The 24,626-nt window shown below is 43.0% G+C and carries 18 protein-coding genes and 2 pseudogenes; 8 read left to right on the forward strand and 12 right to left on the reverse strand.

Annotation, left to right across the window (positions count from 1 at the left end):
* The 3 genes and pseudogenes from AB4Z50_RS24580 to AB4Z50_RS24590 all read left to right on the forward strand — a co-directional run.
* Window positions 1-222: pseudogene (locus tag AB4Z50_RS24580) on the forward strand (hypothetical protein); the annotation flags it as partial.
* A gap of 318 nt (window positions 223-540) precedes the next feature.
* Window positions 541-973: pseudogene (locus tag AB4Z50_RS24585) on the forward strand (VanZ family protein).
* Window positions 974-1,467: 494 nt separating this feature from the next.
* A complete protein-coding gene (locus AB4Z50_RS24590) occupies window positions 1,468-1,935 on the forward strand; it encodes a hypothetical protein (RefSeq protein WP_441883085.1) in 468 nt (155 codons plus the stop codon).
* Between the two features lie 211 nt (window positions 1,936-2,146).
* Here the strand turns inward: AB4Z50_RS24590 and AB4Z50_RS24595 are convergent, their stop codons facing one another.
* The gene (locus AB4Z50_RS24595; protein ID WP_339209213.1) at window positions 2,147-2,509 is read right to left on the reverse strand and encodes a hypothetical protein; all 363 of its coding nucleotides are present in this window, start codon (window positions 2,507-2,509) and stop codon (window positions 2,147-2,149) included.
* A 1,126-nt stretch (window positions 2,510-3,635) separates the two neighbouring features.
* Here AB4Z50_RS24595 and AB4Z50_RS24600 point away from each other — a divergent pair.
* From AB4Z50_RS24600 to AB4Z50_RS24610, 3 genes are all read left to right on the forward strand, one after another.
* Entirely contained in the window at window positions 3,636-4,337 is a 702-nt protein-coding gene (locus tag AB4Z50_RS24600) for a uracil-DNA glycosylase (RefSeq protein WP_441883087.1), read from the forward strand.
* 1,050 nt (window positions 4,338-5,387) lie between these two features.
* A complete protein-coding gene (locus tag AB4Z50_RS24605) occupies window positions 5,388-7,859 on the forward strand; it encodes a DUF4855 domain-containing protein (protein WP_441883088.1) in 2,472 nt (823 codons plus the stop codon).
* Between the two features lie 1,089 nt (window positions 7,860-8,948).
* Window positions 8,949-9,101: a hypothetical protein gene (locus AB4Z50_RS24610; RefSeq protein WP_441883090.1), complete on the forward strand. Its 153-nt coding sequence runs from the start codon at window positions 8,949-8,951 to the stop codon at window positions 9,099-9,101.
* A 14-nt stretch (window positions 9,102-9,115) separates the two neighbouring features.
* Here AB4Z50_RS24610 and AB4Z50_RS24615 read toward each other — a convergent pair whose 3' ends face one another.
* From AB4Z50_RS24615 to AB4Z50_RS24640, 6 genes are all read right to left on the reverse strand, one after another.
* Window positions 9,116-9,967: a nucleotidyltransferase domain-containing protein gene (locus AB4Z50_RS24615; protein ID WP_441883092.1), complete on the reverse strand. Its 852-nt coding sequence runs from the start codon at window positions 9,965-9,967 to the stop codon at window positions 9,116-9,118.
* 75 nt (window positions 9,968-10,042) lie between these two features.
* Window positions 10,043-10,228, reverse strand: coding sequence for a hypothetical protein (locus tag AB4Z50_RS24620; RefSeq protein ID WP_441883094.1), 186 nt, complete (start codon window positions 10,226-10,228; stop codon window positions 10,043-10,045).
* A 28-nt stretch (window positions 10,229-10,256) separates the two neighbouring features.
* A complete protein-coding gene (locus tag AB4Z50_RS24625) occupies window positions 10,257-10,904 on the reverse strand; it encodes a DUF998 domain-containing protein (protein WP_441883096.1) in 648 nt (215 codons plus the stop codon).
* 521 nt (window positions 10,905-11,425) lie between these two features.
* On the reverse strand, window positions 11,426-11,998 hold the full coding sequence (locus AB4Z50_RS24630; RefSeq protein ID WP_441883098.1) for a dihydrofolate reductase family protein: 573 nt from the start codon (window positions 11,996-11,998) through the stop codon (window positions 11,426-11,428).
* A 487-nt stretch (window positions 11,999-12,485) separates the two neighbouring features.
* Window positions 12,486-12,710 carry a hypothetical protein gene (locus tag AB4Z50_RS24635; protein WP_441883100.1) on the reverse strand — a complete coding sequence of 75 codons (225 nt, stop codon included), beginning with the start codon at window positions 12,708-12,710 and terminating at the stop codon, window positions 12,486-12,488.
* Window positions 12,707-13,153: an NADAR family protein gene (locus AB4Z50_RS24640; RefSeq protein WP_441883102.1), complete on the reverse strand. Its 447-nt coding sequence runs from the start codon at window positions 13,151-13,153 to the stop codon at window positions 12,707-12,709. The genes AB4Z50_RS24635 and AB4Z50_RS24640 overlap by 4 nt, the downstream gene beginning before the upstream one ends.
* A gap of 311 nt (window positions 13,154-13,464) precedes the next feature.
* Here AB4Z50_RS24640 and AB4Z50_RS24645 point away from each other — a divergent pair, with 311 nt between their 5' ends.
* Window positions 13,465-13,866: a VOC family protein gene (locus tag AB4Z50_RS24645; protein WP_441883104.1), complete on the forward strand. Its 402-nt coding sequence runs from the start codon at window positions 13,465-13,467 to the stop codon at window positions 13,864-13,866.
* Window positions 13,867-14,620: 754 nt separating this feature from the next.
* Window positions 14,621-15,418: a hypothetical protein gene (locus AB4Z50_RS24650; protein ID WP_441883106.1), complete on the forward strand. Its 798-nt coding sequence runs from the start codon at window positions 14,621-14,623 to the stop codon at window positions 15,416-15,418.
* 409 nt (window positions 15,419-15,827) lie between these two features.
* Here AB4Z50_RS24650 and AB4Z50_RS24655 read toward each other — a convergent pair whose 3' ends face one another.
* The 5 genes from AB4Z50_RS24655 to AB4Z50_RS24675 form a co-directional block, all read right to left on the reverse strand.
* Window positions 15,828-16,388, reverse strand: coding sequence for a hypothetical protein (locus tag AB4Z50_RS24655; RefSeq protein ID WP_441883108.1), 561 nt, complete (start codon window positions 16,386-16,388; stop codon window positions 15,828-15,830).
* 474 nt (window positions 16,389-16,862) lie between these two features.
* A complete protein-coding gene (locus tag AB4Z50_RS24660; RefSeq protein WP_441883303.1) occupies window positions 16,863-18,257 on the reverse strand; it encodes an alpha-L-fucosidase in 1,395 nt (464 codons plus the stop codon).
* Window positions 18,258-18,384: 127 nt separating this feature from the next.
* Window positions 18,385-18,708, reverse strand: coding sequence for an L-rhamnose mutarotase (locus AB4Z50_RS24665; protein ID WP_441883110.1), 324 nt, complete (start codon window positions 18,706-18,708; stop codon window positions 18,385-18,387).
* 215 nt (window positions 18,709-18,923) lie between these two features.
* Entirely contained in the window at window positions 18,924-19,070 is a 147-nt protein-coding gene (locus AB4Z50_RS24670; RefSeq protein ID WP_441883112.1) for a hypothetical protein, read from the reverse strand.
* 67 nt (window positions 19,071-19,137) lie between these two features.
* The gene (locus tag AB4Z50_RS24675; RefSeq protein ID WP_441883114.1) at window positions 19,138-24,558 is read right to left on the reverse strand and encodes a glycoside hydrolase domain-containing protein; all 5,421 of its coding nucleotides are present in this window, start codon (window positions 24,556-24,558) and stop codon (window positions 19,138-19,140) included.
* Window positions 24,559-24,626 lie beyond the last annotated feature (68 nt).

Here is a 24,626-nt window from a genome sequence, read left to right on the forward strand (position 1 = left end):
ACCGGCCCTTCGGAGAATAAATCATTACCGGATCTTATCCCCTGGCTGCAAATCATTCAAGCGAAAGTGCTTTCATCTCATGAGGTTGGGCTCATGATTTCTACTAAAAATCCACCAGTCTCTACCTTACAACTTCATTTTAAGCTGGATGAACAGCTGGTAGCCAAGGATACTGTATCAGCGGTTAATGCCATTGTGTTGGCTCATAAAATGTTCGTTTAACTGCAATGACTTCGACCTCAATCTGGATTGGCAGCTTCGTTGCGCTAACGGGCAGTTTAGAGTATCATTCGGACTTACTTTAACTTTCGGCGAAGGTAAATACTGTAAGTGTGGCGAATTAAGTCTAAGAAATTTCTTAGATTGGAAGGAGTACGAGGGATGCTTGACACCAGCTTTGCCTTTATTACAATAGTCGTGATAGGAGTACCAATTCTCATCATCTTTAACCTGCTCTTCAAAAAACGATTTATCTTCCATGTTGTCAGTATATTGGCTTTGATTTACGGGGGCGCGGTTATTTCAGTGACGTTCTTTCCCATGCCTATTGACCAGCAGCTAATTGCGGATATGAAAACAAACGGTGTTGTCCTTTCTTATAACCTCATTCCGTTTAAGAGTATTTCCGGCTCGCTCAATCATTTTTATTATATGGTCGGTATTCGAAATGTCTTGGGAAATCTTCTTTTGCTGCTTCCTTTTGGTATACTCTTGGGGGATTATGAAGGTCAAAACGGTGGGGAGAGCATTCCTATACGGACTATCGGTGTCTCTCGCAATTGAAATGATCCAGTTGACCATATCACTTCTTTCGCTCGGTACAAGGTCAGTCGATGTAGATGATTTGATTTTAAACAGCGCGGGGACACTAATCGGATTCTTATTATACCGAGTAGTTTATCAGATCCTAAGGAACATAAAGCGCACGACCGTTAAGGATAAATCATTAAGTAATAACTGGAGTGAGCTTTAGAGGATCAGGTCGTTAAGCTAACGGAGAACGTTAGTTAAACAAAAGTGAAGCAGTCCATAACTTTGAGCTCAGAGGCTGGTTAGCAACCGGCGGTGATTATGTGATAGTCGAGATTGATGGTTATTTCGAGCATTCATTTCTTATCGTCAAGACATGTTCAATAAAGGAATTAAGTGATATGTACAGATTAGCCAAAAACCTATGCACGAGCATGAGTGAGTTTACAGATGTTTTTTGCAGGCTTTTTCAATTTGAGCGGGTGCCTTCATTATATCTGGAGAGCGTCAGATATGAAATCGTAATTGATACCGATACTGATCACATTTATGCGCCAAGATATTAAGCTTACTGGGAACTAAAGCTTCATAATCACCAGGATGAGGCTGCCGGCATTAATCGGCATCCTCGTTGAGCTAACGTGCAGGATAGTTCAATGAAATCAGGATAAAATGGAAAACATGCATGATATAATGTTGTAGGAAGTGAAATATAGTATGAACAAAAAATCATTACTTGAATGGGAAACTAGCCATAATGCAATAAATAGGACTGTCGAAGGCTTTTGGAGTTATTTTAGAAAATGGCGTCAAGAAGAGAAAGACGATTACCACGACACATTTCATGGAAAGTTGTATGAGGATTTTATTAGTGTACATGAACGGTCAATGTACCTTAAATATACTTTTAACCTTGAAGAAGCAGTAATATTTTGTTCAGTAAATATTTTTTATTTAGAAGAACACATCGGTACTTATGATATTGAATTTAATTTAGACGGAGAAATTGCTGATGAATATTTAGATTTTGACGATATTTTATTCAAAGATAGGGTGTTGAAAATGAAACATAACTTGAGAATTGCCCGAAATGCCTTAAAACAAGGAATTGAAATTGGAACAGTATCCAATATTACTGGAATTGATTCAAATTATATTGAGATTTTGAAGGTGAAATATTGTTAAGCTAAGCGATCATTTGTTATACCCCAATGTTCATTTGACATCGTATACATCCTAGAAACAAGATGGATTTAAAATACTTACATTCAAGCTGAGCGATTTCAGGAATTCCTCCTGAGATTCGCTCTTTTTTTTCGCATTTTAAGTCCTAATAATTTAATAAACCTCTCGTCATAGACGAGAGGTTTTAATGATAATTACTATTTATTCGCTATTAACTCGCAAAACCTGCCATAACATGCCAGCTCCCTGGAGCTGATAACGTATAACGGTATTCGCCAGCTGGTTGTCCAGTTGCTATTGTTAATAATGGTGTGGTTGTAGAACCCGGATAAGTCCATTCTTGAGGGTTCAACGTGATTTGTTTGGAAGCAACAAATGTGTTCCCGCGATAAACATTAATCGTCAAAGTATCACGGTATTTACCCGTGTTAACAATAACGCCATGTCCAAATTTAATGGTTCCGCTTGAGATTGTGACGTTCGGGCTAGTGTAACTAAACGCAGCGAATGCTGTTGCTGCAAAACTCAAAAGCATGACTAAAACAAGTGAGAGGGAAAATATACCTTTCTTCATCCTTACATCTCCTTTAATTAGAAATATTAGTGAATTATGTAAGAGGGCCTCTGCACCAAGAGTATAGACAAAGCTATAGAATAAGTAAAGGTGAAAATCATACTATATGTTCAGTTTGCAGATGATAGAATATTATCCCCGATCCGCGCCGTGCTGATATATTCCGGAAGCAGTTTGACTATCTGTTTCCAAAATAAGTAGGGAAATTGTCAGGTTATATTCAATTCTAGAGGAGCTTAGTGTTGATTTCCCTATATCTGATGGAACAAAAATGAATAGGATGATTGTAATATTCTTTGAGGAAGTCAGTAGCTCACAGATAGACACTTGAGTGGACGGGAAGCCACTGTTAACGGACAACTGCGCGCAGCCAACTCGATGCGACCTCAAGAGGTGCTGGCGTAGTGTGCGTCCTATGAATATCATTATATTTAATAGCAATCAAATTTGCCGATACTAATGATACCGGCTGCCTTCTATTGGATAAAGGGGGAGTGTGAGAGCGCTTCCTCGATTTAGGGTGTGTGGACAAAATAACAATGCTAAGAATACAAGATAGATTGTGACACAAGCCATGTAATGTCCAATGACACAAAAGCACCCATATGACTTATCGGACGCATTAGATTCCATGGAATGATTGAGGGGATAATTGTGTCAATTGTTTCTGACAGAAAGCTACCCCAACATTCGGAGGTTGACACAAAAGCGCCCTCAGATTCGAAGTTATTTTCTCGCCAATCTCGGTTTGTTATACGGTCACCTGCGCCCATGATAGAGAATGAGGGATTATTGTGTCGTTATTGAGGGGATTAAGCGTACTTCGACGGAGCCATCTTGCGGCTACAGTGCGTACTCCCGGTTCATTACGGTGCGACCGACGCTTTGTAAATTGCTGTAATGAGGAAACACATTCATCAGATAAGGGAGATTACTTCAAAGACTATTTCTATCCTAATCAATAAAAGAATAAAAACTGTTTAAATGAAAAACAGCGAATTCCAGCGATAAAATGAGATCCTTCCAATCGTCATATAGGAACGGCATAGGAAAAATGCTCCATTTTCGTCTTTGAGAAATTCATGATTAAGCCTCACAATGGATATAAGAGAGGGGCGATATTTTTATGGATGACCGCGAAGCTATGTTAAAACGAAGTATAAAAAGAGAGGGTTATTCATGTAGCGGAGATGCTAGGCTTCATCCAGAGGTGGATGAAGAGACTATATTTGATCGGAAAGTACGACAAATTGTCGAACTGATCGTGGCCAAGAGGGATTTCCCAAATGTCAGTAATTTTTATGCAGAGTCTAGCATGAAACAACGGAACCTAACTCACTATTTCAATATACTTTTCTGGAATAATCCAGAGCATTTGTTTATCGGCGAGGCGCCTGGTAGGGACGGTTGCGTACTTACTGGTGTCCCGTTTTCGTCGGAACGGTTGATTCGCCTCGGACAGTATAAGAAGCATCTGCCTGGTGTGCAGTTCGTCGTAGAGGGTAACCAGTCCGAGCGGTCTTCCACCGTCATTTGGGGTTCCGTCGAGACTTTGAAGCGCCCGTCGGTGATGTGGAACGTGTTCCCGCTACACCCCTCTGATGAGCTAGGTAAGAATCGAACTCCTGAGAAAGAGGAACTGGAGTGGGGTATAACTATTCTGCAGTTCGTCGTCGATCTTTTTCCCGGTATAAAACTGGTGTCCGTAGGGAAGAAGGCTAAATCCGCTTGCCGGAAACTTCAGATCAAAACGATCGGGCATCTCAACCATCCGCGCCGTGCTGATATATTCCGGAAGCAGTTTGACTATCTGTTCCAAAAAAAGTAGGGAAATCGTCAGGTTATATTCAATTCTAGAGGAGCTTAGTGTTGATTGCCCTATATCTGATGGAACAAAAATGAATAGGATGATTGTAATATTCTTTGAGGAAGTCAGTAGCTCACAGATAGACAATTGAGCGGATGGAAAGCCACTGTTAACGGACAACTGCGCGCAGCCAACTCGATGCGACCTCAAGAGGTGCTGGCGTAGTGTGCGTCCTAATTGATTAATAGCAATCAAATTTGCCGATACTAATGATACCGGCTACCTTCTATTGGATCAAGGGGGAGTGTGAGAGCGCTTCCTCGATCTAAGGTGTGTGGACAAAATAACAATGCTAAGAATACAAGATAGATTGTGACACAAGCCATGTAATGTCGGATGACAAGAATATGAGCCGATTAACTACCGCGTAAATCGCGGTTTTTTTGTTTTATCGGTACATATTCTTGGCAGTGTGCAATGTCAAGAATATGTACCGAATGCCGAAAAAGGCCAAGAATGTATACCGATTGCCGATGAACTATTTTATCAAGTGTTCTGCATATTTCACAATCAAACCAAAATCGACTACAAAGAGAAAATGGTAAAAAGGGACTTTTCATTTATTTAGTGCTTTTTGGAATTCGTTTATAATATCTTCAATTAGCATTAATTGAATTTTGTAACTATGTTCTGCAGGCCATTGAGCTTACGGGCAAGATAGTTTAAGATCAAACGCGGTGAACCGTACCACAAATAAGGGCAAGTTTTTTTTGGTGAATTCCTTGCGGCGTATGGGTTTGAATATATGTGCGTAGGTCACATACGAAGAAACGAGAGAAAGGTGCATCGGTTCATTTTTTTGATTTGTAAAAAGGTGTATATGAAAGTAAACAAAAATCTATTTCCAAGCATAAAATTGCCTCATAGAATTAGTCGTAAAGAGGCCGTTTGGAGCTTGGATAAAATGGACACTCGGATCAAGACAATGTACCAGACTTGTTAAAATCATTTAAACCTAAGAAATGGGGATGAAAGATGAAGCGAAGTCAGAGGTATCCAAGACGAAGTTCCTTGTTGTTATCATTTGTGTTAATCTTATCGATTGTTTTTTCTGTTCAACCATCAGTAGTGAAGGGAGAAGGGGATAGGTCGCCGAAGATTTCGCAGGGGCAGGAGGATCAACAGCCTTTACTTCAAGTTCCTAATCAGCAGGGACAACAAGAAAAGTCCGATCCTGATCTCGAGCAACAACCCCAGTCTAACTTAGAACAGCCGCTTGCAGCTGCTGCTACAGGATATTTCCCACCAAATACCGCGGCATCTGGAAATGTGAAGAACATGGCCTTGCTTTATACTGGATATTACGGTGGACGAACGACATATGAGGGAAGAGAAATCGGCACGTATGACAAGAATACGCTTTTGCCCTATGTTGCGCACTACAACAGTAATAATGTGATGGATGACACCTTTTTCGATTCATTTCTATTTCTAGGAATCAACACATCTGACTATAGAGATTTTGGTGATACAGCGGACCCTGCCAAGTGGACCTATAAGGCGGATTGGGAATGGTATATAAACCGCATTTTCACCGCTAATCAACAACTCGATGCCCTCAACCAAGCAACCCAGCAAGTTGCAACCACACTAAACCTAACAAATTACAAATCCAAAGTATATATTATGATGCCTTATCCTAATAGTGAAATCACCAATTTCGGAGATGTCGATAACGACGGAATCAGCGAAAATCTGAATTCGACGCCTAGCAATATGACGAAGGTAACCAAATGGTATATCGACACCGTATTAAGCAGATGGAATCAAGCCCAATACAGCAACCTTGAATTAAAAGGCTTCTACTGGTTCCATGAAGATATTGATCCCGGCAATCCGGGTGAAGTAAATGCAATTAATAACTCTGGTAACTATCTTCATACGCTTGGTCTGAAACTTGCCTGGATTCCATACTTTGGTGCCGGACAAAGCAATAACTGGAATAATTATGCAATCGATTTTAGCATCCAGCAGCCCAATCACTATTTCGTTCCGGAGACTGATTATTCGAGAATGACGAATGTATCGACCCAAGCTCAAACATATAATAAGGGCATCGAAATGGAGTTTGACGAAAGAGCGATGTTCGACCCCGATTTTAAAAACCGATTCGATAATTACTTAAAGGCCGGCGTAGAATACGGATACATGACGGGAGCGGTCAAGGGTTGGTATCAAGATATTTTTGGGATATATAACTTGTATAAAAACAAGAATAACAACGGTGTAAACGGAGTTTATGACGGGAGACAGATGTATGAAGATATCTACAAATTTGTTAAAGGAACGTATACCATTCCAGTTAATCTTGCAAGCGGTAAATCGGCAGTAGCCTCTTCCAACCAAAGTTCTTCTCTATCCGCTGCTAAAGCTGTTGACAATTTGCCGGGTACACGGTGGTCAAGCCAACAGTATTCAAGTACAGAGTGGATTTACGTCGATCTCGGGCAAGCCTACAACATCAAACGCGTCAAACTTAACTGGGAGTATGCTTACGGCAAGAGCTACAAAATTCAAGTATCGAATGATGCGGTCAATTGGACCGATGTGTACTCGACAACGACAGGCAACGGAGGTGTAGACGATATAGGCTTTGTGCCTACAACGGCAAGATATGTGAGAATGCACGCAACAGAGAGGGGCACGAGCTATGGTTACTCTATTTATGAGTTTCAAGTATATGGAGACAGCGTCGGATCCGCTACTACAACAAATTTGGCGTTAAATAATACAGCTACGTCATCTTCCAATCAAGAGGCAGCTCTTTCTCCGAATAATGCGGTTGACGGTAACGTGGCGACAAGATGGGCCAGTCAGTTTGCAGACCCGCAATGGATTACGATCGACCTTGGGCAGGCTTATAACATAAATCGAGTTATATTGAATTGGGAGCTTGCCTATGGCAAAGGCTACAAGATTCAAGTATCGAATGACGGTGTCAACTGGATGGATGTGTATACGACAACGAATGGAGACGGGGGGATTGACGATATATTCTTTACTGCCGTAAATGCAAGGTATGTAAGAATGTACGGAACCCAGAGAGCTTACTCCTTCTATGGCTATTCCTTATATGAATTCCAGGTTTATGGCAAACCGAATCTAGCGTTAAACAAATCGGCAACATCTTCTTCCAACGAGACATCCACATTAACGGCCGATAAAGCGGTGGATGGTAATGTAACGACAAGATGGGCCAGCCTGTTTTCAAATCCGCAATGGATCTATGTAGACCTCGGACAGGAAACCCGCGTCAACAATGTCAAACTCAACTGGGAGTATGCTTATGCTAAGGGCTATAAGATTCAGGTGTCGAACGATGCAACCAACTGGACGGATATATACATGACAACGAATGGAGACGGTGGTATAGACGATATCTACTTTGAACCGGTAAATGCAAGGTATATAAGGATGCATGCGACAGATCGAGGCACAGGCCACTGGTATTCTCTTTATGAGTTCGAAGTTTATGGCAGCTGAACCATTAGCATAACGCGTAAAGCCTAATATGGGGTTCTCATCCCAAATAACAAAACAAGCCCATGCACGAAACTGAAGTGCACCCCTTTTAGTAAACATTGGAAAAACCCATATGGGAAACCGATGATACTTTAGGGGTGTATTTTTATGAGGAAAAGAGAGCAACCGAATAAATTGTATTCATATGAAGTAAGGAAAGAAGCCGTACGTTTACACGAAGAGGATAGATGGACGTACAAGCAAATTACAGAGAAGTATGGAATACAAGATAAAGATAGAGTTCGTAAATAGGTGTATAAATTTAGGAAAAAAGGCAAGTACGGATTATTGAATAACAGAGGCCGCCGCGAAGAATATAAAGATAAGGATCGTTACAACCAACAACTTCAACGGGAGAATACGGTTTTAAAAAAGTGCTTAGAAATCTGGAAACGGGAGGTGTGAAAGGCAAGTATGCAATTATCGAGGAGTTATCTGATGTTTACCCAGTGACCCTGCTATGTGAATTGCTTGATGTATGGAGAAGCGCGTACTATCGATATCTTAAGCGTAAGCAAGCAGACCCACATTTATGGAATCAATTCTTGTGTCATCCGACACGGTTGTAAATGAAAATTCAGTAGTTACTAGGCTTTAAATCGATTTTAATACATATGTACAAAATACGAGTTTTGTGAAGAAGTAGTAATGAAATTAACAGTAATGACTGATCCGTCTTTAACTTGCTGTTACTTCACTTACTCTTGCCTTCATTTTATGTATTTCATTATAATGATAAATTCCATACAACTTCCGCTCCAAATTAAACGGTTTGCTCTTGTGAATTAATACTAATAAAATCTAGAGTTTAATTTCATTAGTAATGCTACAATTCAGCTGTCGTAATTATCCTTAGAGTTAATTTTAGAGTTAATCCTTAAAGTTTATTTTGCTCATCATGAATTGTAATTCTAAACTCATGTAAAGTTTCCATTGTAAAATCTAATTTTTTCCATTTATTTCAATGTTCAATTTTTCAGTCATACCACAATGTTTTTCTATAATACTGCAGCTGCAATTTTCTTAAACGGATTGATCAATGAACTTGCATTGGATCATAAAAAAATCACCAATATGACGCATGTATTGGTAAATAATTTCCTCCTAACAACGAATAATTTTAACTTAATCATCGTTAACCTGCCTGTTAGTGCAACGAGGCTGCCGATCCGTACCGGCAGCCTCGTTCTAGTTGCTTATTGAGCTATAGTGTCGCGTTAGTTCAGCAGATTTTTATTTTTCACTAGATTGTCTGTTTCGTGAATCAGATCATGTAACAGGCTTAGAGCTTTCTCCAAACCGGCCTGCTCTTCTGTCACTAAGGTGAATATCTTGTTTATTCTATGGGAGTAATTGCTTGGGACCATGCTAAAAGTATCGACGATAGCAGCAGCTCCTTTTTCGTTCATCCAGTATGTTTCATTAAGTGCAAACAAAACCTGATTTAAACAAGAGACTGATCTAAAACAACATCCAGCAAAGTAAGATAAATCATTTTTATAGATACCTTTTTTCCCATTCTCTAAGGAGAAATTCGCTTCCCATAAAAATTTTTGAATTACTGCTTTTTGCAAAACGTGCGAGTATGGACTTGTTCTAGACTTCATTTCTCCAATAAGACCTGTTGGATCCCATAAAATCCTACACAACGCGATTTCAGCTAAATATATAGAATTGATAAATCCATGAGGATGTCCCGGTTGATAGTCGATTGTAAGATCCCCTCTGAGACAGTTGTCAATTACTTTTGACACTATATTAAGATCACGGTATATAAAATCGACCGGTTGTTGATGCACTTTCAGCCAACCACCACCATTTATCCATGGCCCCCAGCCACCGATTTCTGTTATTAAATTGACTCTATTATCATCATCCAAGGTGGAAGCTATCCGATCAAGGTGGGAAATGTCTAACCCATTCTTTAGGTTATAATAAATTCCAATATCAATATCTGAGTTGTGGTTTTCAGTCCCCCTAGCTCTTGAACCACCAAGAACCAGAGCCTGCACACCATCGATTTGCTTAAGACAATCAATAATTTTGGAAATAATACTTTGTACATCCATACCTCTCACTCCGTTCGAATATGTCTAAAGCTGCCCGTTATCTTAACGCCTATCAGTACATCTATACAAAAACCTTTATTTTGTGAAGATATACAAGGAGTTGCCGAGATAGCTCCCACATCGTTCGTATAAAACACCAGGGATTTCGCTGCCCTTGCTTAGCCTGGCATATGCCATTTTGACTTCTGACTCATCGTGATAGTTCAAAACAAGACTGCTGCTGCGGTTATACGTAACCGGCTCGAATGAATCGGAAATCATTAACGGTTCTCTCTTGTTGAATCTATGCCTAAAGGGCTTCAACACGTAATCTCGCGGTAAGAACCGAAACCCAACCGAAGGCAACAATTCCAGCGCTCCCCATAATAACGCCGATCCAAGTGCCGATACTTGAGCCTAAAATAATGAGCACTGGCGCAAGGATACAAGATGCAATACAATAGATACTCCAACCACGCTCGCCTTGTGTAGCAAACCGACGTGCAAAAACAATGCTTGCCGCAATTAGACAAATAAAAGCCGTAAAGAAAGCAACGGAATGGAGTGTTGCATGAACGCTCATCGATGTTGGCATTCCGGCAGAGGCACCTGGGGGAAAGCTGAGGCCAGGATCTGGGCGAAACAGACCTGCCAGAATCATGCCAATCCCATAGATTCCAATGAGCAACGAACCCCACTTGCCTCCCATACGCCCTCGCAGCAAACGGCGCACTCCAATCGCTGCACAAACAGCAAGCAATCCTGTCATGAAGAAATTTGCGCTTTGAATCCATCCCAAATCCCCCAACGTAAGGGTACTGATGGCGTGGCGCCTGATATCGAATCCTGTACGTGTAAACGATTGAATAATGGCTGCTATGTAGAATAGCGGTGTGGAAACAACCCCACCCATTAGAAGAAGACGAATCGTCCTCGTATCCTGCTTATTTGTAAACATAATAATCGTATTCCCCTCTCATTGTCCATTTTATAATCTTTTATTCAGTCGTAATTGCAATTGTTGACCGTGAAATGCTCTGACAACAAATTAGCCAACAGCACCTTTCCGGGGGATCTGTGATAGCTGAACGCGCCCGATACTAGAATGTTTGACGGCCCCCGGCCAACTCTATAATAGGCAATCTTGTACAGTCCTTTGAAGTTATTGTGTGCATAGTACGTCTCATTTTCAGTTATTACTGCTTTTATTTTAATATTCATCACTCCCTTCGCGGACGGATATTTGAGCCTCTATTCAGACGACGAACAGATTTCGGCAAACTCGACATACTCGCAAATTTTTTTTATGGTATCGTAAGCACCCGTATGTCTTCTTAGCAATCATTGCGCATGATATTACTGAATCAACCAATGTTTCGATCGCTGATCAGCATCTGAATGGTAAAAAGACGTCCCATCTCCACTTGCACAACGATGATGGAGACGTCTCTGGTTGAATAAATTCAGATGGCTTTATTGTTAATTGCCTATCTCGGGCTGGTAGATGTGAATCGTGACACCTGTGCTTAGTATTTTGGCGTCCATGAGGCGCATAGCAGCCTTCTCGATCCCTTCTCTGAACAGCCGTTGTCCGCGACCTAAGATCACAGGATGGATCCAGAGCCGGTATTCGTCAATGAGATGATGCTTCATCAGCGTTTGTGCAAGATCGCCGCTGCCTACGACCAGCAAGTCTCCGCTTAACTCCTGCTTGAGTTTCGCTGCTTCTTCTGCCGCGTCGCCATGGATGATTGTGGCATTCCACTCCGCATGGCTTAGTGTTCTCGAAGCCACGAACTTCGACATGCCGTTCATCCGATCGGCCAGCCCCCGCATGCCGATCGCTGACGGCCATGTTGCCGCGAAGCTCTCGTAAGTTTTACGCCCCAGAAGAAGTGCTTCAACCGCGTGGGCCTGCTCGACAATGAGTGCCAGGTGCTCCTCGCCAACATAGGACCGTTGCCAGCCCCCATACTCGAATTCATAGAGTTCGCCAGGCGCCTGCATGACGCCATCCAACGTAATGAATTGCTGCATGATGATTTTCCCCATTTTTATCCCTGTCCTTTCGTGTCGTGTAGTCGATTCCGACCGTTGCGTATCTCCCGGTTGTCCTTCATCCAGGATCAGCTGAACTTCGCCGTTATAAAGACAACGAACGAGAGAATGGCAAATCGACATCCACGAGTTAGAAATAAATAGAACTTTGATACTCGTTTTGTTGAATGATCGTACCGTTTCAGGTTAAAGTAAGAAAAAACGCCAAGCCGGATTCAGGGCTTAGCGTATATTTTCGTTAATTACGCGGTAATTAATCGGCTCATATTCTTGTCATCTGAAAATATTAAAGTTCGTGATGTGTCACATTTCGTAAATCGTGATAATTACAAACAAAAGGAGCCTCAATGGCTCCTTTTGTTCTACGAACATTAAAAAATCCCCTTTTGGGGATTATCATAATCTTTTTCGGTCTTCAATACCTTGATATAAACGTTCAATACTGTAGCAAGATTAATTGTTGTGCTCTCGATCCTTTCAACTATTTATTCTTCTGCTTTGTAAATTGCTTACCGCCGATGATAAGCATGATAATACCAATTATTGCTAGAATACTCCGAACTAAGAATGGACGCAATGAAAACACAGTTTCACCTTGCCATTGCAATCCGAACAACGTTTCATTCAGCCCCACTATCGCCAATAATGGCTTAAAAAACAAACTCAGCGCTAATAATACTATCCCCCAAATCATTTTGCTATTCATTGATTCAAAACCTCTTTTTCAATTAAGATAATGGCACAATCACCAGTTGATAAGAGAATTGACTTAACATTTGGATGTTGTTCTATTTTAGCGACGATAGCTTCCCGCATAATGTTAACTTTGCACTCTTCCCAATCTTTACGGAGCGGTTTATTTTTATCTCGGCCTAATCGGGCGGCATCCATTGGCGTACTTGCAAAACGTAATTCATCTTCATGAACGGTACCTACAAACTTTTGAGCTTGAAAATAGTGTTCCGATGTTGGCCAGTCTTTGTTTTGTAACGTAATTGAATGTTTCGAAAAATTTGAGAAACAACCATATGGCTTATTTATTTCATAAAAATTGATTACCTTCTTATCAGCATTTCTGCTTAAAAGATTCCGTTTATTTTCTTCAATATTCTTTAATAATTCTTTTGCGATTTTTGCAATCTCATCCAAGAAACTTCCCCCACTCTTCATTCGACTTATAAACGCTGTTAGTATTTTTCTATATTTATTCTAGATATGATTAAGCTATCCTGCTCGTTGGCTTAATAAAGTAACGTCAGTCTATTACTTTATTTTATTCTGACAATGGCTGCATACAGTCGATCGTTTACCCCTGATTGCGGAGCGCGTATTTACTAAGTAAATCGTAGGATGCATGACAGGAATGTCATACTTTGCTGTTCTTTTATAAGATTCGCTTCTACAGCCAGAAGTAGAGTATAGTAGGAGAAGTTAAAAATTTATTCCAGGAGGCTACAGCCATGTCACAGGAGATTTGGATAAACCTACCGGTCAAAGATGTTGAGAAGTCAACTGCCTTTTTCAATGAGATTGGATTCCATGCGGTGAGCGTTGGTAACGAGAGAGCCAAGCTTGCCATAGGCCAAACAACGATTCTGCTGTTCCCGGATGCGGCGTTTGAGAAATTTACCGGTTCAAAAACCGCAGATACTTCCCGTTGTGCAGAAGTAATATTTTCCATTGGTGCTGGAAGCAGAGAAGAAGTAGATGCCTTTATTCAAAAAGTAGAGTTTGCCGGAGGAAGCATCTTTGGCAAGCCGAGTGAAAATGACGGCTGGATGTACGGCGCAGGATTTGCCGACTTGGACGGTCACCGTTGGAATTTGCTGTACATGGATGAGAGCAAAATGCCGAAACGCTAATATGGAAACGCCGGTCACCTGCTAAAGGTCACCGGCGTTTACTCTTATTTCGGAAAGATTTTTCGATTTCCTCTAAAACTCTGGAGAAATTGCCCACCAATTTTCATCCAATAGAAACATTATTCCAAAATAATGACCGGCACCTTGCCCGAGAGTACCTTCAATTCATCAAGCAATTCTCCCAGTCGTTCAAAACCGTTCTACTCGTGCGCAATACTCTCAAATATCCCGTACGGTTCGTTCCTTCGTAGAAAAACCTGAACGACGCTGGCTCCTTTAGCCACATCTAATCCTACAACTGGCTCCATATAACACTCCCTAATTATAAAGTTGCCGTCACTCCCACGATTGTTCCAAACCCATAGCTTCGCTACTGATTTATTGAACTATTGTTTCCCATTAGATGTACAAACCAGGGTCCCTTTACGATTGGCTGTTAGAGTATAAAAGTTCATGAGCAACAATGTTGATAAGTTTACCAATCGGGTCGTGGACATACAATCTTCGAACACCCCAAAGCTCATCAACAGGTTTTATGTGAAATCCAGCTCTCTTCATGCCTTCTAATGCATGTTCGTGAGTTTATTTTCTATTGTAAAGTCTTCGGGAATGAGTCAATATAGTAGTCAATAAGTGGTAAAATATAGCTAAAAAATTATGGAGGTGAAGGATACCTATGAGGGATGCTGCAGAGGGACAACATGTGCACAGTGAGATGCTGCCGCTGTTTTCCACTACGGATAGAGGCGGACGAATGACTGCACTGCTGCCGGGACGTGGCGTCGGACGCGCGACTCCGTTGCTGCCGTGGCTGTTCGCAGCTGCTGCACTGTGGGCGCTGACAGGCTCCGTGCCGTTTGGTGCCCTACTCGGTCTTGCGCCAACACCGGCGATCAGCATGCTCCTCGGTCATCCGGTCACGGTGGGCGTCGCCGTGGTGTTGCTGTTCGTCGCAATCGGTGTGACTGGCGGTGTGTACTTGCGAGCGGTAGAACAGTTCGGACAGACCAGGGTCGCCGGCCTCTTCGTGTCGCTCGCGATTGCCGGAGGACTCGTCATAATCGCTGGAGTCTTCCTGATCTGGACGCTGATTAGCAATCCGTCGCGCCCCTTCAACCTCGAGGCCATCGGGATGTCGCCGACGATCCCGCCAGAGCTTGGCGCTGTCATCGGAGCCGTCTTCGCCCTCTGGGCCGCCATCACGCTCTTACGGTTGCCCGGCTCGATCGCACATGCTCGGCTACGTCAGAGTGACATTGAGCGCCTCCGAGTGGAGGGCTACTCGTTCTTCGGAACACTGACCACCGTGAGCTTCACGAACTGCTGGCTCTTCGATCTCCCGGTATTCAAGGTCGAGGTAGGTTACATCGTCGACGGTACACCTCGGGTCATCTCAGCGCACATGCGCACCAGTTCCGACCGTGTTCCCCTCGTAGGCTCGCGCATGCTCGTGCTGACCGACGATCGCGGAACTACCCACGTGGAGGTGGACCTGTCCAATGGAACGACATTTGAGCCGGACGTGAGGAAGTACGCCGCACCGACCGACTGAAGCTTCGGCCGGTGCACTCTCCACGAGCTTCACTTCCGCCTACTCCCGTGCTCATATCATGCAGTTTTCCTGCACAACACGAGTACACTTGCTCGTCTTCGCTTTTTTGAAGGTTCAATTTCATTTTCAGGAGTGATTAAGAATTACTTTGTTTGATGGGATCATGGTGATACCTCCACCCGTTTAATATTCTCAACCTTTTTTATAGGGCGGGAATGATGACAACAGTATGTCATATTATTCAGTACTTTTTTGAAAATGACTTCGTTTAATCTTTCGATGACGACTGTACTAGACCAAACATGAACTTGATCATTTAAATAAAAAAAGCCGCGATTTTTGCGGCCTTTAATGAAATAGTACTTATGTCATCTTACAAAGCTGCTCAACATCTGAATTAAGTAGTTTATTACTTTTGGTTTAGTGTTTCTACTTCTTCCGAAAAAGCATCTTTGTATTGCTGATACAATCCGGTATCAAACTCGTAGTCTGCGTCATTAGGCTTTGGAGGATTATCTTGAAGTTTTTTATACAAAGTATCAATCTCGCCTGAAACCTTCGTCCATAATTGTTTCACTTCATCATATTTTGAATCTATTCCTTGGATATACTTATCGTATTCTGTTTTCTTTTCCATCGCCTTGCCGAGTTGCTGGATCATGAATTCCATATCTATGGTTTCTCCTGTTGCAGAAGTACCACTGTGGGCAAAGTGACCGATATTTACAAGACCATCGTTCCAAATATCTCTAGTGACGAAGTTGTTGATCTCCGCTAATTCTGACTCTACAGTAGGTTTCTCATCTGACTGAGACGAATTATCTAGTTGTATCCCCGCATCTTTGAAAGCCTGCTGTACTTGTTCTTGCAATTTCTCTTCTTCGGTTTTCTCTTTTCCGCAACCTGCAAATACTGCCATCGTGACTAAGCACAGAATGATGTATATGCTCTTTTTACCCCATTTGGACATTTAAGCCTCTCCCTTGTTTGCAATAATTTCCTACCTTTACTATTATCGGTTTTGTAGACGGGTTATTTAATACACAGAATAAAGTCACCCATCTAAGCTAATAACTTGTCTTCAATCTAGTTTGTAGCCTAAAGACAATAGATAATAATCGCTTTGGATATAGGCGTTGATAAAAATAAAAACGAAAAGCACGCCAGAAATCAGGCATGCTTTTCGTTTTTTTCAATATGACTTTGAAGCGTAAGCCCTATATTACTTAGCAATCGTTATGTTACTCAACCTAGGCTTGGTCGCTCTTACTGTTTAGGTAATCTCCCTCCCCCTCTATTAATCATCCGTCAGGAATGGGACTATGTCCTTGTCACAAAACGGGATTGGGACGATGTTCTTGACACCAAGCAATGACAAGAACTTGCTCCCATAAATAGAAAAAGCCGCGATTTACGCGACTTAATCTTATCACTCACTTTCCCCCTAGCCCTTCTGCATGCGGAAAACATGGGCGATCGGAGCCTGCCCGTTCAATTCGCAATCCGGAAGCGTGATCGAGATACCTTCCGGCGTACGCTCAACCTGCAGCAAGGCGTCGCTTCCGACAAGCTCAATGCCGGAAACGGGCTCCTGATAAGGAATATGAACGACCTTGGAGACGGTTGCATCTGCGCTTTCATATAAGTAAGTACAATACACGGTATTTCCTTTCGTGGTGAATGCGCAGGCACCGGTATAATACGGCGCGCACACACGTGTACCGTATACCGCCTCGCCGTAAACCTCCATCCATGCGCCCAATTCCTTGATGCTTTTGACCGCCCCGGCCGGCAATCGTCCGTCGGGCTGAGGACCTACATTCAGCGCTAAATTGCCTCCTTTTGATACAATTTCCATCAGAATTCGAACGATCTCCCTCGCCGATTTATACTGATCATCGTATTTGAAGGCCCACTGTTTGCCGATCGTAATGCAGCTTTCCCACGGTACGTTCAGTGGTCGCTCCGGAATCGCTTGCTCCGGCGTCACATAATTCTCGTAAGGCCCTCCGACTGTACGGTCCGCGGACAGCAGCCAGGGCTGCGTTTGACGGGCTCGCTCGACGACCTCGCCCAAACGAATGTCCTGCTTAACCTCGTCACTCGCTTTGACCCAGCCCGCATCCAGCCACAATATATCGATCCGGCCATAACGGGTCATCAGCTCCATGATTTGCTCATGGGTAAAATCGACGAATTTCTCCCACAGCCACGGATATTCCTCGGGGGAGTAGGATGGCCCTCTCCACGTATCGCAGCCCCTCTCCATTCCTGGCGCCCAGTAATACGGCATATGCCAATCCGCCTTCGAGAAATAAGCGGCGATCGCAAGCCCCTTGCTGCGGAAAGCGTCAAACACATGCTTGCAAACGTCGGCATAGCGGTGTGCATGAAACGGTGTTTCGGTGCCGGTAATCCGGTAATTCGTCGTATGTGTGTCCCACATGCAAAATCCGTCGTGATGCTTGGTCGTAAAGATCAAATATTTGAACCCGCCTTCGGCGGCGATTTCCGCCCATACCTCCGGTTGGAGGCGGAACGGATTGAACGTGCGGTTCAGGCCGAAATATTCGCGCTTCAACTCTTCGTAATCGCTCGTCCAGTCGACATCTTTACGCGCCCATTCACCGTCTTCGTCGCTGAGAATCCAGGACTCGGCCTCGATCTGCGAATAAGGTCCCCAATGCATCATTAGGGCCAATTTCTGATCCTTAAACCATTCCAATCTTTCCAGAGTAATCGGATTTTCTGGTTTCATCCATTTCGTCTCGCTGCTGTATCCGTGGACGCCTTCATTCAATTCCGGAACTTCAGCTTGCTGAAGTTCTTTGATTTCCATATCGTTCACCTTGTTGCCTCCTTCTGTTCTCCGTGTCACTTCGAAGTGAAAATTTTACGTTTGTCTAAGACTTTCCTCAAATTCTTTTAACTCAATCACTCTATGTAGTTAAATTTGAAGAAACGCCCTAATCCATATGAAATACTTCCTCCATTGTCGTCCACCATTCTCCTTCCGAAGCGGAATCAACTGGTTCCTGACACGGATCTGTTAGTTTCCACCACGCTTGCGTGATCGGGTCAGCAGCCATATTAGCCATATCTTTCTCGAAGTCTTGTCCCGTGTATTCCAAGTAACTAAAGAGATTCCCATCTTGGTAGTATATAGAGTAATTTTGGACGTTACTTTCTTTTAACCGATTTAAGACTTCAGGCCATACTGCCGTGTGTAATGCTTTGTATTCGGCTAACCTATCCATTTTCACCTTAATGATCCATCCGTATCTTTTCATTGTCATCCCTCTTTGACTCAAATATAAAAGGTGGACAACGTATAGAGGTGGAATTGCTGCCAGTTGGTTTATCCATCTTCTTTTCTATACTAACAATTATCGGATACGATAATTATCAAAATACTGGAGAATGACCTCTGTTTAAGCACCCGGCATTTCTGGGAGGACATAAATCCATTTTTCACCACTGCGGGTTCAACGAATATATCACGAATTCAAGGAAAGTATTCTAGTATAATCGCATTATGCGTTGCACCCACAAGATGCTGGTGAATTTGCCCCATTTCTCCGACATGCGGAACAACTGGCAAATCATAGGCTGCCGCAAGAGCTGTTCCTCTACTAAGGATGTGCCCAAGCAAGTCCTATATTGGATTGTTCTATCGTCTCAACGAAGACTCCCAATATAGGACTTGAGGGTTAACATGTTTACTGTAAAACTCTATTGAGCAAAGCTGCTGCTTCGGCACGTGAAGAAATACCGCTCGGAACGAATTTGTATGCATCGCGTCCATTAATAAAATGAAGTGCCGCCGCCGCTCTTACTGAATCAAGCGCCCAGGCAGCCACAGCGGATTCGTCTGTGAAGAAAGAAGCCGTATTTCCGTTCAACTTGACGTCTTTCAAGATCACATACGCCCGCATCATCATGGTGACCATTTCTTCACGTTTGATTCTCGCATCGGGATCGAAAGTCGTTGTGCTTGTTCCTTTACTAATGCCTGCTTTGACAGCTATGGAAACAGCATCTTCGTACCAGGCGCCCTTCGCCACATCCGTAAATTTCGATTCGCCTACTGATGTCAGATGCAATGCTTTGACAAGCATAGCTGTAAATTCGGCCCGTGTGATGGAACGCTCTGGCTCGAACATTGCCGCACTAGTTCCGTCAATAATTTGCTTCGCCGCTAACTGTTCGATCGCATCGGCCGCCCAATGAGTGGACTTAGCATCGGTAAATGATTTCTTGAATTCGAGCATCGCATATTTGCTAAAATGGTAAATATTAGCGACCCATTCTCCGTTAATAAATGTGCCTCGCACATATTCCAGCATACCATTGTCTGCCAAGTAGTAAATGCCAGTCAGTTTTGGATTTAAGGAAGGATCCACTTTGAATCGAATCGTCATCGGCTTATCGAAGCTGCTCAAGCTTGTCACTTTACCATCTTTCCCGACAATCGATAAGTTAAAATTGATCACTTTGCCGGAAAGTTTAATTTGTGCAAGTGTGGAAGATTGCCTTATCGCTAGAAGTTTGTTAGCATCGGATTCGGATAAGGGAGTCATGATCAACTCTATCTTACTGTTTTGTTTATCTTCTGCGGACAATTTATCTACCAACTGTTTAAGCAATTCAGCAGGTACTTCCAACGTGAATGGACCCATTTGAATGACTAATTGATTAGGTCCGAGCAGTTCGGCTGCATTAGCAGGAAGTACAATTTTCTCTTTATCTTTGGCTATGATTGTCACAACTCCGTTGGAAGCTGGAGAGGTAAGGTCTTCCGTTTTCACTATAAGTGTATGAGAATCGGTATTTCCATTGACTGTACCATTGCCACCACCAGTAGAAGGGTCTCCACCGCCAGTGTCCTTTGGCTTAAACGTAACATTGATCATATGGCCGGCAGTTACGTTGGTAAACGTATAGACGTTGTCGGTCACTGACACGGAGGTTCCGTTTACCCTCACCTTGTCGATTTCGTATCCATTGTTCGGATTGAATGTAAAGGTTTGATCAGCACCCTCATCGACTACAACAGCGCCGTTAGGACTAATCGTTCCGTTTTCCCCCGCACTCGCTGTGATCGTATGTGTCTGGTCACCGCCACCAGTATCCTTTGGCTTAAACGTAACATTGATCATATGGGCGGCAGTTACGTTGGTAACCGTATAGACGTTGGCGGTCACTGACACGTCGGTACCGTTTACCCAGACCTTGTCGATTTCGTATCCATTGTTCGGATTGAATGTAAAGCTTTGATCAGCACCCTCATCGACTACAACGGCGCCGCTCGGGCTGATCGTTCCGTTATCCCCTGCACTCGCTGTGATCGTATGTGTCTTAGCTCCAATCTCACCGTTTTCCCGAAGGTTATAGAGCTCAAGCTCATACAAAGCGTACATGCCCCACGTCGTATAGTTCGCATCATTGATTTGTATTCTCAGCTTCATTGCGTCCTTTATTGTAGGAATATTGGCAAAGGTGTACTCCATTACGTTGTCATCTACGCTGTTTTTCCATTGGATGGGTACGCCATTCGCTATGGTTTCAAAGTTTACTCCGTCTGTAGAAGCCTGAACATCAATATTGGAAATACCCTGGAGTAATCCAGAAGTTGTGGCCATGACGATGGTGTTAAAGGTTTGCGGCTGTTCCCAAGTAAGATTAATCTGATGCGGAAATTGATGATTGGCTCTTATACTCGCGAACATGGTTCCATAACTGCCGTCTACCATATTCGAAGCACCATAGCCGCTATTATCTTCCCTGGCAGCTGATGCTGTAATGTTAGAATAGCTTCTGGCAATATTGGTGCCGGGTTCATTCACATTGCCTTTCAAAATGTTCAACGTGTAGAGCATTGAAGTCGTCCCGTCGCTTGCGGTGGACTTGATATGAACCATGCTTTTACCGATTGGAATATCAATCGCCTGCGCCGTGTTATTGGCGACGGTCTTTCCGTTGATCTGCAGCGTACCCTCTTCATCCGAAAGCGTTGGCGTAATCGCGATGGTGTTTACATCAATAGGAATCATTACCGGGTAGGTCGTCGTGCTGTTGTCAAACGTAAAGGAAGGAACATTAGAGATTGTTAAATTTCTTAGCGTTCCATCTGCTATTGGACTAATCTCTCCGTTGTCTGGAAGGTTATAAAGCTCAAGCTCATATAAAGCGTATATGCCCCAATACGTATTGTTGGCGTCATTGACCCGTATTCTCAGCTTCAGCGCGTCATTAACCGTAGGGATATTGACATACGTGTATTCCATTTTGTTGTCGTCTGTGCTGCTATTCCATTGAATCGGTACCCTCTTCGCAATTGTTGTCCAATTCGTTCCATCCGAAGTAGCCTCAACGTCAATATCCGTTATACCCTGTAATAACCCTGATGGCGTGGCCATGACAATCGTATTAAAGGTCATCTGTTGATCCCAAGTAAGATTGATTTCATGTGGGAACGGATGGGTGTTAGTATACCCGCTAATACTAGCAAACATGGAACCGTAACTGCCGTCAACCATATTCGAAACGCCATATCCGCTGCTGTCTTCCCTGGCAGCTGTTGCTGTAATCGCTGAATAACTTCTCGCAATATTGGTGGTCGTTTGATTCACATTGCCTTTGAGAAAGTTCAAAGTATATAGTCTCGTGGTTTCCCCATCACTTGCGGTAGACCGAATATGGATCTTACTTTTACCTGTAGGAATGTTGAATGTAAGCCTCTTTCCGCTGCCAATACGTTGTCCGTTGACCTCCAGAGTTCCATTTGCATCCGAAAGCGTTGGCGTAATGGAGAATACGTTAACATCACTGGGAACGATAACTTGGTAATTAATATTGTCCTTATTAAAATGAAACGAAGGTGAGCTAGTCAGGTCCAAACTTTGTAGTGTTCCGTCATAGATCTGCTGTCCTTCATACATGCTCACTCGATAACCGTCAACGAATAGGCTTTTGTTCTCTAGGTTCACTACCTTGATCGTGTGCTTGCCTGCTGATAGATTATGATTGCTGTATACCGATATTGAATCGAGTTGAACCTTTTCATATAGATCAATAATGACCGGAGCGGAATCGTCGATGTATACGGCAATTTTACCGGAGTATTCATTTTTCTCTGCAATAAGATCGATTCCGGACCCTGTAAATGTATAGGTCAAATAATCTTCCGCTTTCAATGTGGCTTGCACACCGCCCATATAAGCGTATTTCCGGCTTTTTGCAAACCATTCACCGTTGAAGGTGATTTCGCCGGTCGCGTTATCGGTCATGTATGTCATAGGTACATCTTGCCCATCGTAGGGACTCGTTGGCACGGGAATTGCACCCACAGGTTCACTGGCAGCAGCTTTAACCAGATAATTATGAAGCATTCTGATATATTCAGGGTCAATGGTATATTTTCTCGGATCTGAAGGGCTAACAGCGCTGTCAGCTATACGCTCGGCAAGATCAGGATTGGTTTGTTTGAGTTTGTGCATCAGTTCGTAATCCTCTAGTCCGTCTCTTTGGGCTTCGTAGCGCAGCGAGCTCTTAACCGTCATATTATCCTTATCCGGATATACGATCGTGGAATCGCCATAATGTGGGACATACCATACGTTCCATCCCCAATGCAAGTGCCCTTTAACATCGTCTTGACTAAGATTCCAGAATAACAGCCTGCCAGTCATAGTGGGCTGTGTCCAGAATCTGTTCAACCACGGAGCCGGATTGGCATCGCAAGTATACACCCACAAGTCTTTGCCGGCCGCTTGCTCCTTTTTATAAAAATCCTTATTGTATTGAAAAACCGGCGTTAACGGAACCCAAACATCCACATAGGGTTTAATGGCTTCGTTCATTAAAGTACCGCCCGCATCAGCGTCCAATGTTTTGAAATCTGGAACGATCTCTTTTACTTTTCTAGCTATATACGTCATATAGTTTGTAATGCTAGAACCGTTGGGTTCGTCCTTAGTATGTTGATACCAAGTGAAGCCATTATCGTTAAGCCAACCTTTTTCCTCTAAATGATCGTGCAATGCCGTCAAGTAGTTAGTAAGATAAGCGTCTGTTGCAGGTAGTGAATTGTTCTTAGGTATTGACGTTAACCACGGATCTTGGGGATTTTCTTTGTTTGGCCTTTCGCTTTGCGGCATTTGTTCTAATGCATGGATCAAGTGAATGTTCGCAAAATGAGTAATCCCTCTATCCATAAAGGTTTGAACATATCGATCAAACAAGGACCAGTCGATATCTTTAGGTATCCCGTCTTTAAAAGACGCCATTTTGGTACCATTTGCGTTTAATAACAAGTCTGTCCGAACCCAAATCATGTTCTGTCGATAGTCGCTCATGATTTTGGCGAAATTATCCATAAGCTCAAACCATTCATCGCTATATGTTTCCACTCCGTAATAGTACTGACCAACGTCATAACTATTCTGAGTTAAAGGATCATCAACATTCTCAGGCGGATTACCTCCAATCATAAAACCATTCGTCATCGACCACTGATAATTAACGAAATTAGCTTCAGAGGTTTGAGGGATTTCAACGTTAGCTACCTCAACGTCAATAGGTACTTGATAATCGCCCAAAGTCGTTTTCACTGTAACCATACCTTGATAAAAGCCAGGAGCAGCACCGGCTGGAACAAAATTCGTTATTAAAATGGGTTGAGTTGAATTTGCCGCCACATGTATAGATGGCTCGTTGGACAGCGGGTCGGGGATTGCTGATAAGGGATAGATTTGCTCGCCTACCAAATCCGGCCAATACTGATTGGGTTGCACGGTATCTTCAAGTTCGTATTCCGCAAAATGATAGCTTAAGTTGCTGTTTGAGATCGTATTGCCAGAAGATACAAGATTGGAAAATTCAACTCCAGTAATCTCAAAATCAGTAGTGCTTCTTACAGCAATTTGCTCATTTTCGTATTCGTTTCTGGCTGAAACAAGATCAATGCTGTTCCCAGGACTTGCGGGGATCGTGCTGGTCCTATATACGGCTTTCAATGCATTAACCACCCATACATCCAGCTGGCCGCTATCAGCATAGACATGAGCAGTATTGTTCTGATAAAAGAAGCTTGCTAGAATCATAAAACAAAGCATTTTATACGTTGTTCGCTTGAACATGGATCAACAATCCTCTCATTCTTTTTTTTAATTCAGAAACCATTTGTTGAAGCGCTTACAAAGGCGGT

Origin of the sequence: Paenibacillus sp. 2TAB26 (assembly GCF_052115145.1) — a bacterium.
Taxonomy (GTDB): Bacteria; Bacillota; Bacilli; order Paenibacillales; family Paenibacillaceae; genus Pristimantibacillus.

What these genes read in the sequence shown, in the direction of transcription:
- AB4Z50_RS24590 (WP_441883085.1), top strand. Translation starts at nt 1,468, where the DNA reads ATGAACAAAAAATCATTACTTGAATGGGAAACTAGCCATAATGCAATA.
- AB4Z50_RS24595 (WP_339209213.1), bottom strand. Translation starts at nt 2,509, where the DNA reads ATGAAGAAAGGTATATTTTCCCTCTCACTTGTTTTAGTCATGCTTTTG.
- AB4Z50_RS24600 (WP_441883087.1), top strand. Translation starts at nt 3,636, where the DNA reads ATGGATGACCGCGAAGCTATGTTAAAACGAAGTATAAAAAGAGAGGGT.
- AB4Z50_RS24615 (WP_441883092.1), bottom strand. Translation starts at nt 9,967, where the DNA reads ATGGATGTACAAAGTATTATTTCCAAAATTATTGATTGTCTTAAGCAA.
- AB4Z50_RS24620 (WP_441883094.1), bottom strand. Translation starts at nt 10,228, where the DNA reads ATGATTTCCGATTCATTCGAGCCGGTTACGTATAACCGCAGCAGCAGT.
- AB4Z50_RS24625 (WP_441883096.1), bottom strand. Translation starts at nt 10,904, where the DNA reads ATGTTTACAAATAAGCAGGATACGAGGACGATTCGTCTTCTTCTAATG.
- AB4Z50_RS24630 (WP_441883098.1), bottom strand. Translation starts at nt 11,998, where the DNA reads ATGGGGAAAATCATCATGCAGCAATTCATTACGTTGGATGGCGTCATG.
- AB4Z50_RS24635 (WP_441883100.1), bottom strand. Translation starts at nt 12,710, where the DNA reads ATGAATAGCAAAATGATTTGGGGGATAGTATTATTAGCGCTGAGTTTG.
- AB4Z50_RS24645 (WP_441883104.1), top strand. Translation starts at nt 13,465, where the DNA reads ATGTCACAGGAGATTTGGATAAACCTACCGGTCAAAGATGTTGAGAAG.
- AB4Z50_RS24650 (WP_441883106.1), top strand. Translation starts at nt 14,621, where the DNA reads ATGACTGCACTGCTGCCGGGACGTGGCGTCGGACGCGCGACTCCGTTG.
- AB4Z50_RS24655 (WP_441883108.1), bottom strand. Translation starts at nt 16,388, where the DNA reads ATGTCCAAATGGGGTAAAAAGAGCATATACATCATTCTGTGCTTAGTC.
- AB4Z50_RS24660 (WP_441883303.1), bottom strand. Translation starts at nt 18,257, where the DNA reads ATGGAAATCAAAGAACTTCAGCAAGCTGAAGTTCCGGAATTGAATGAA.
- AB4Z50_RS24665 (WP_441883110.1), bottom strand. Translation starts at nt 18,708, where the DNA reads ATGAAAAGATACGGATGGATCATTAAGGTGAAAATGGATAGGTTAGCC.
- AB4Z50_RS24675 (WP_441883114.1), bottom strand. Translation starts at nt 24,558, where the DNA reads ATGTTCAAGCGAACAACGTATAAAATGCTTTGTTTTATGATTCTAGCA.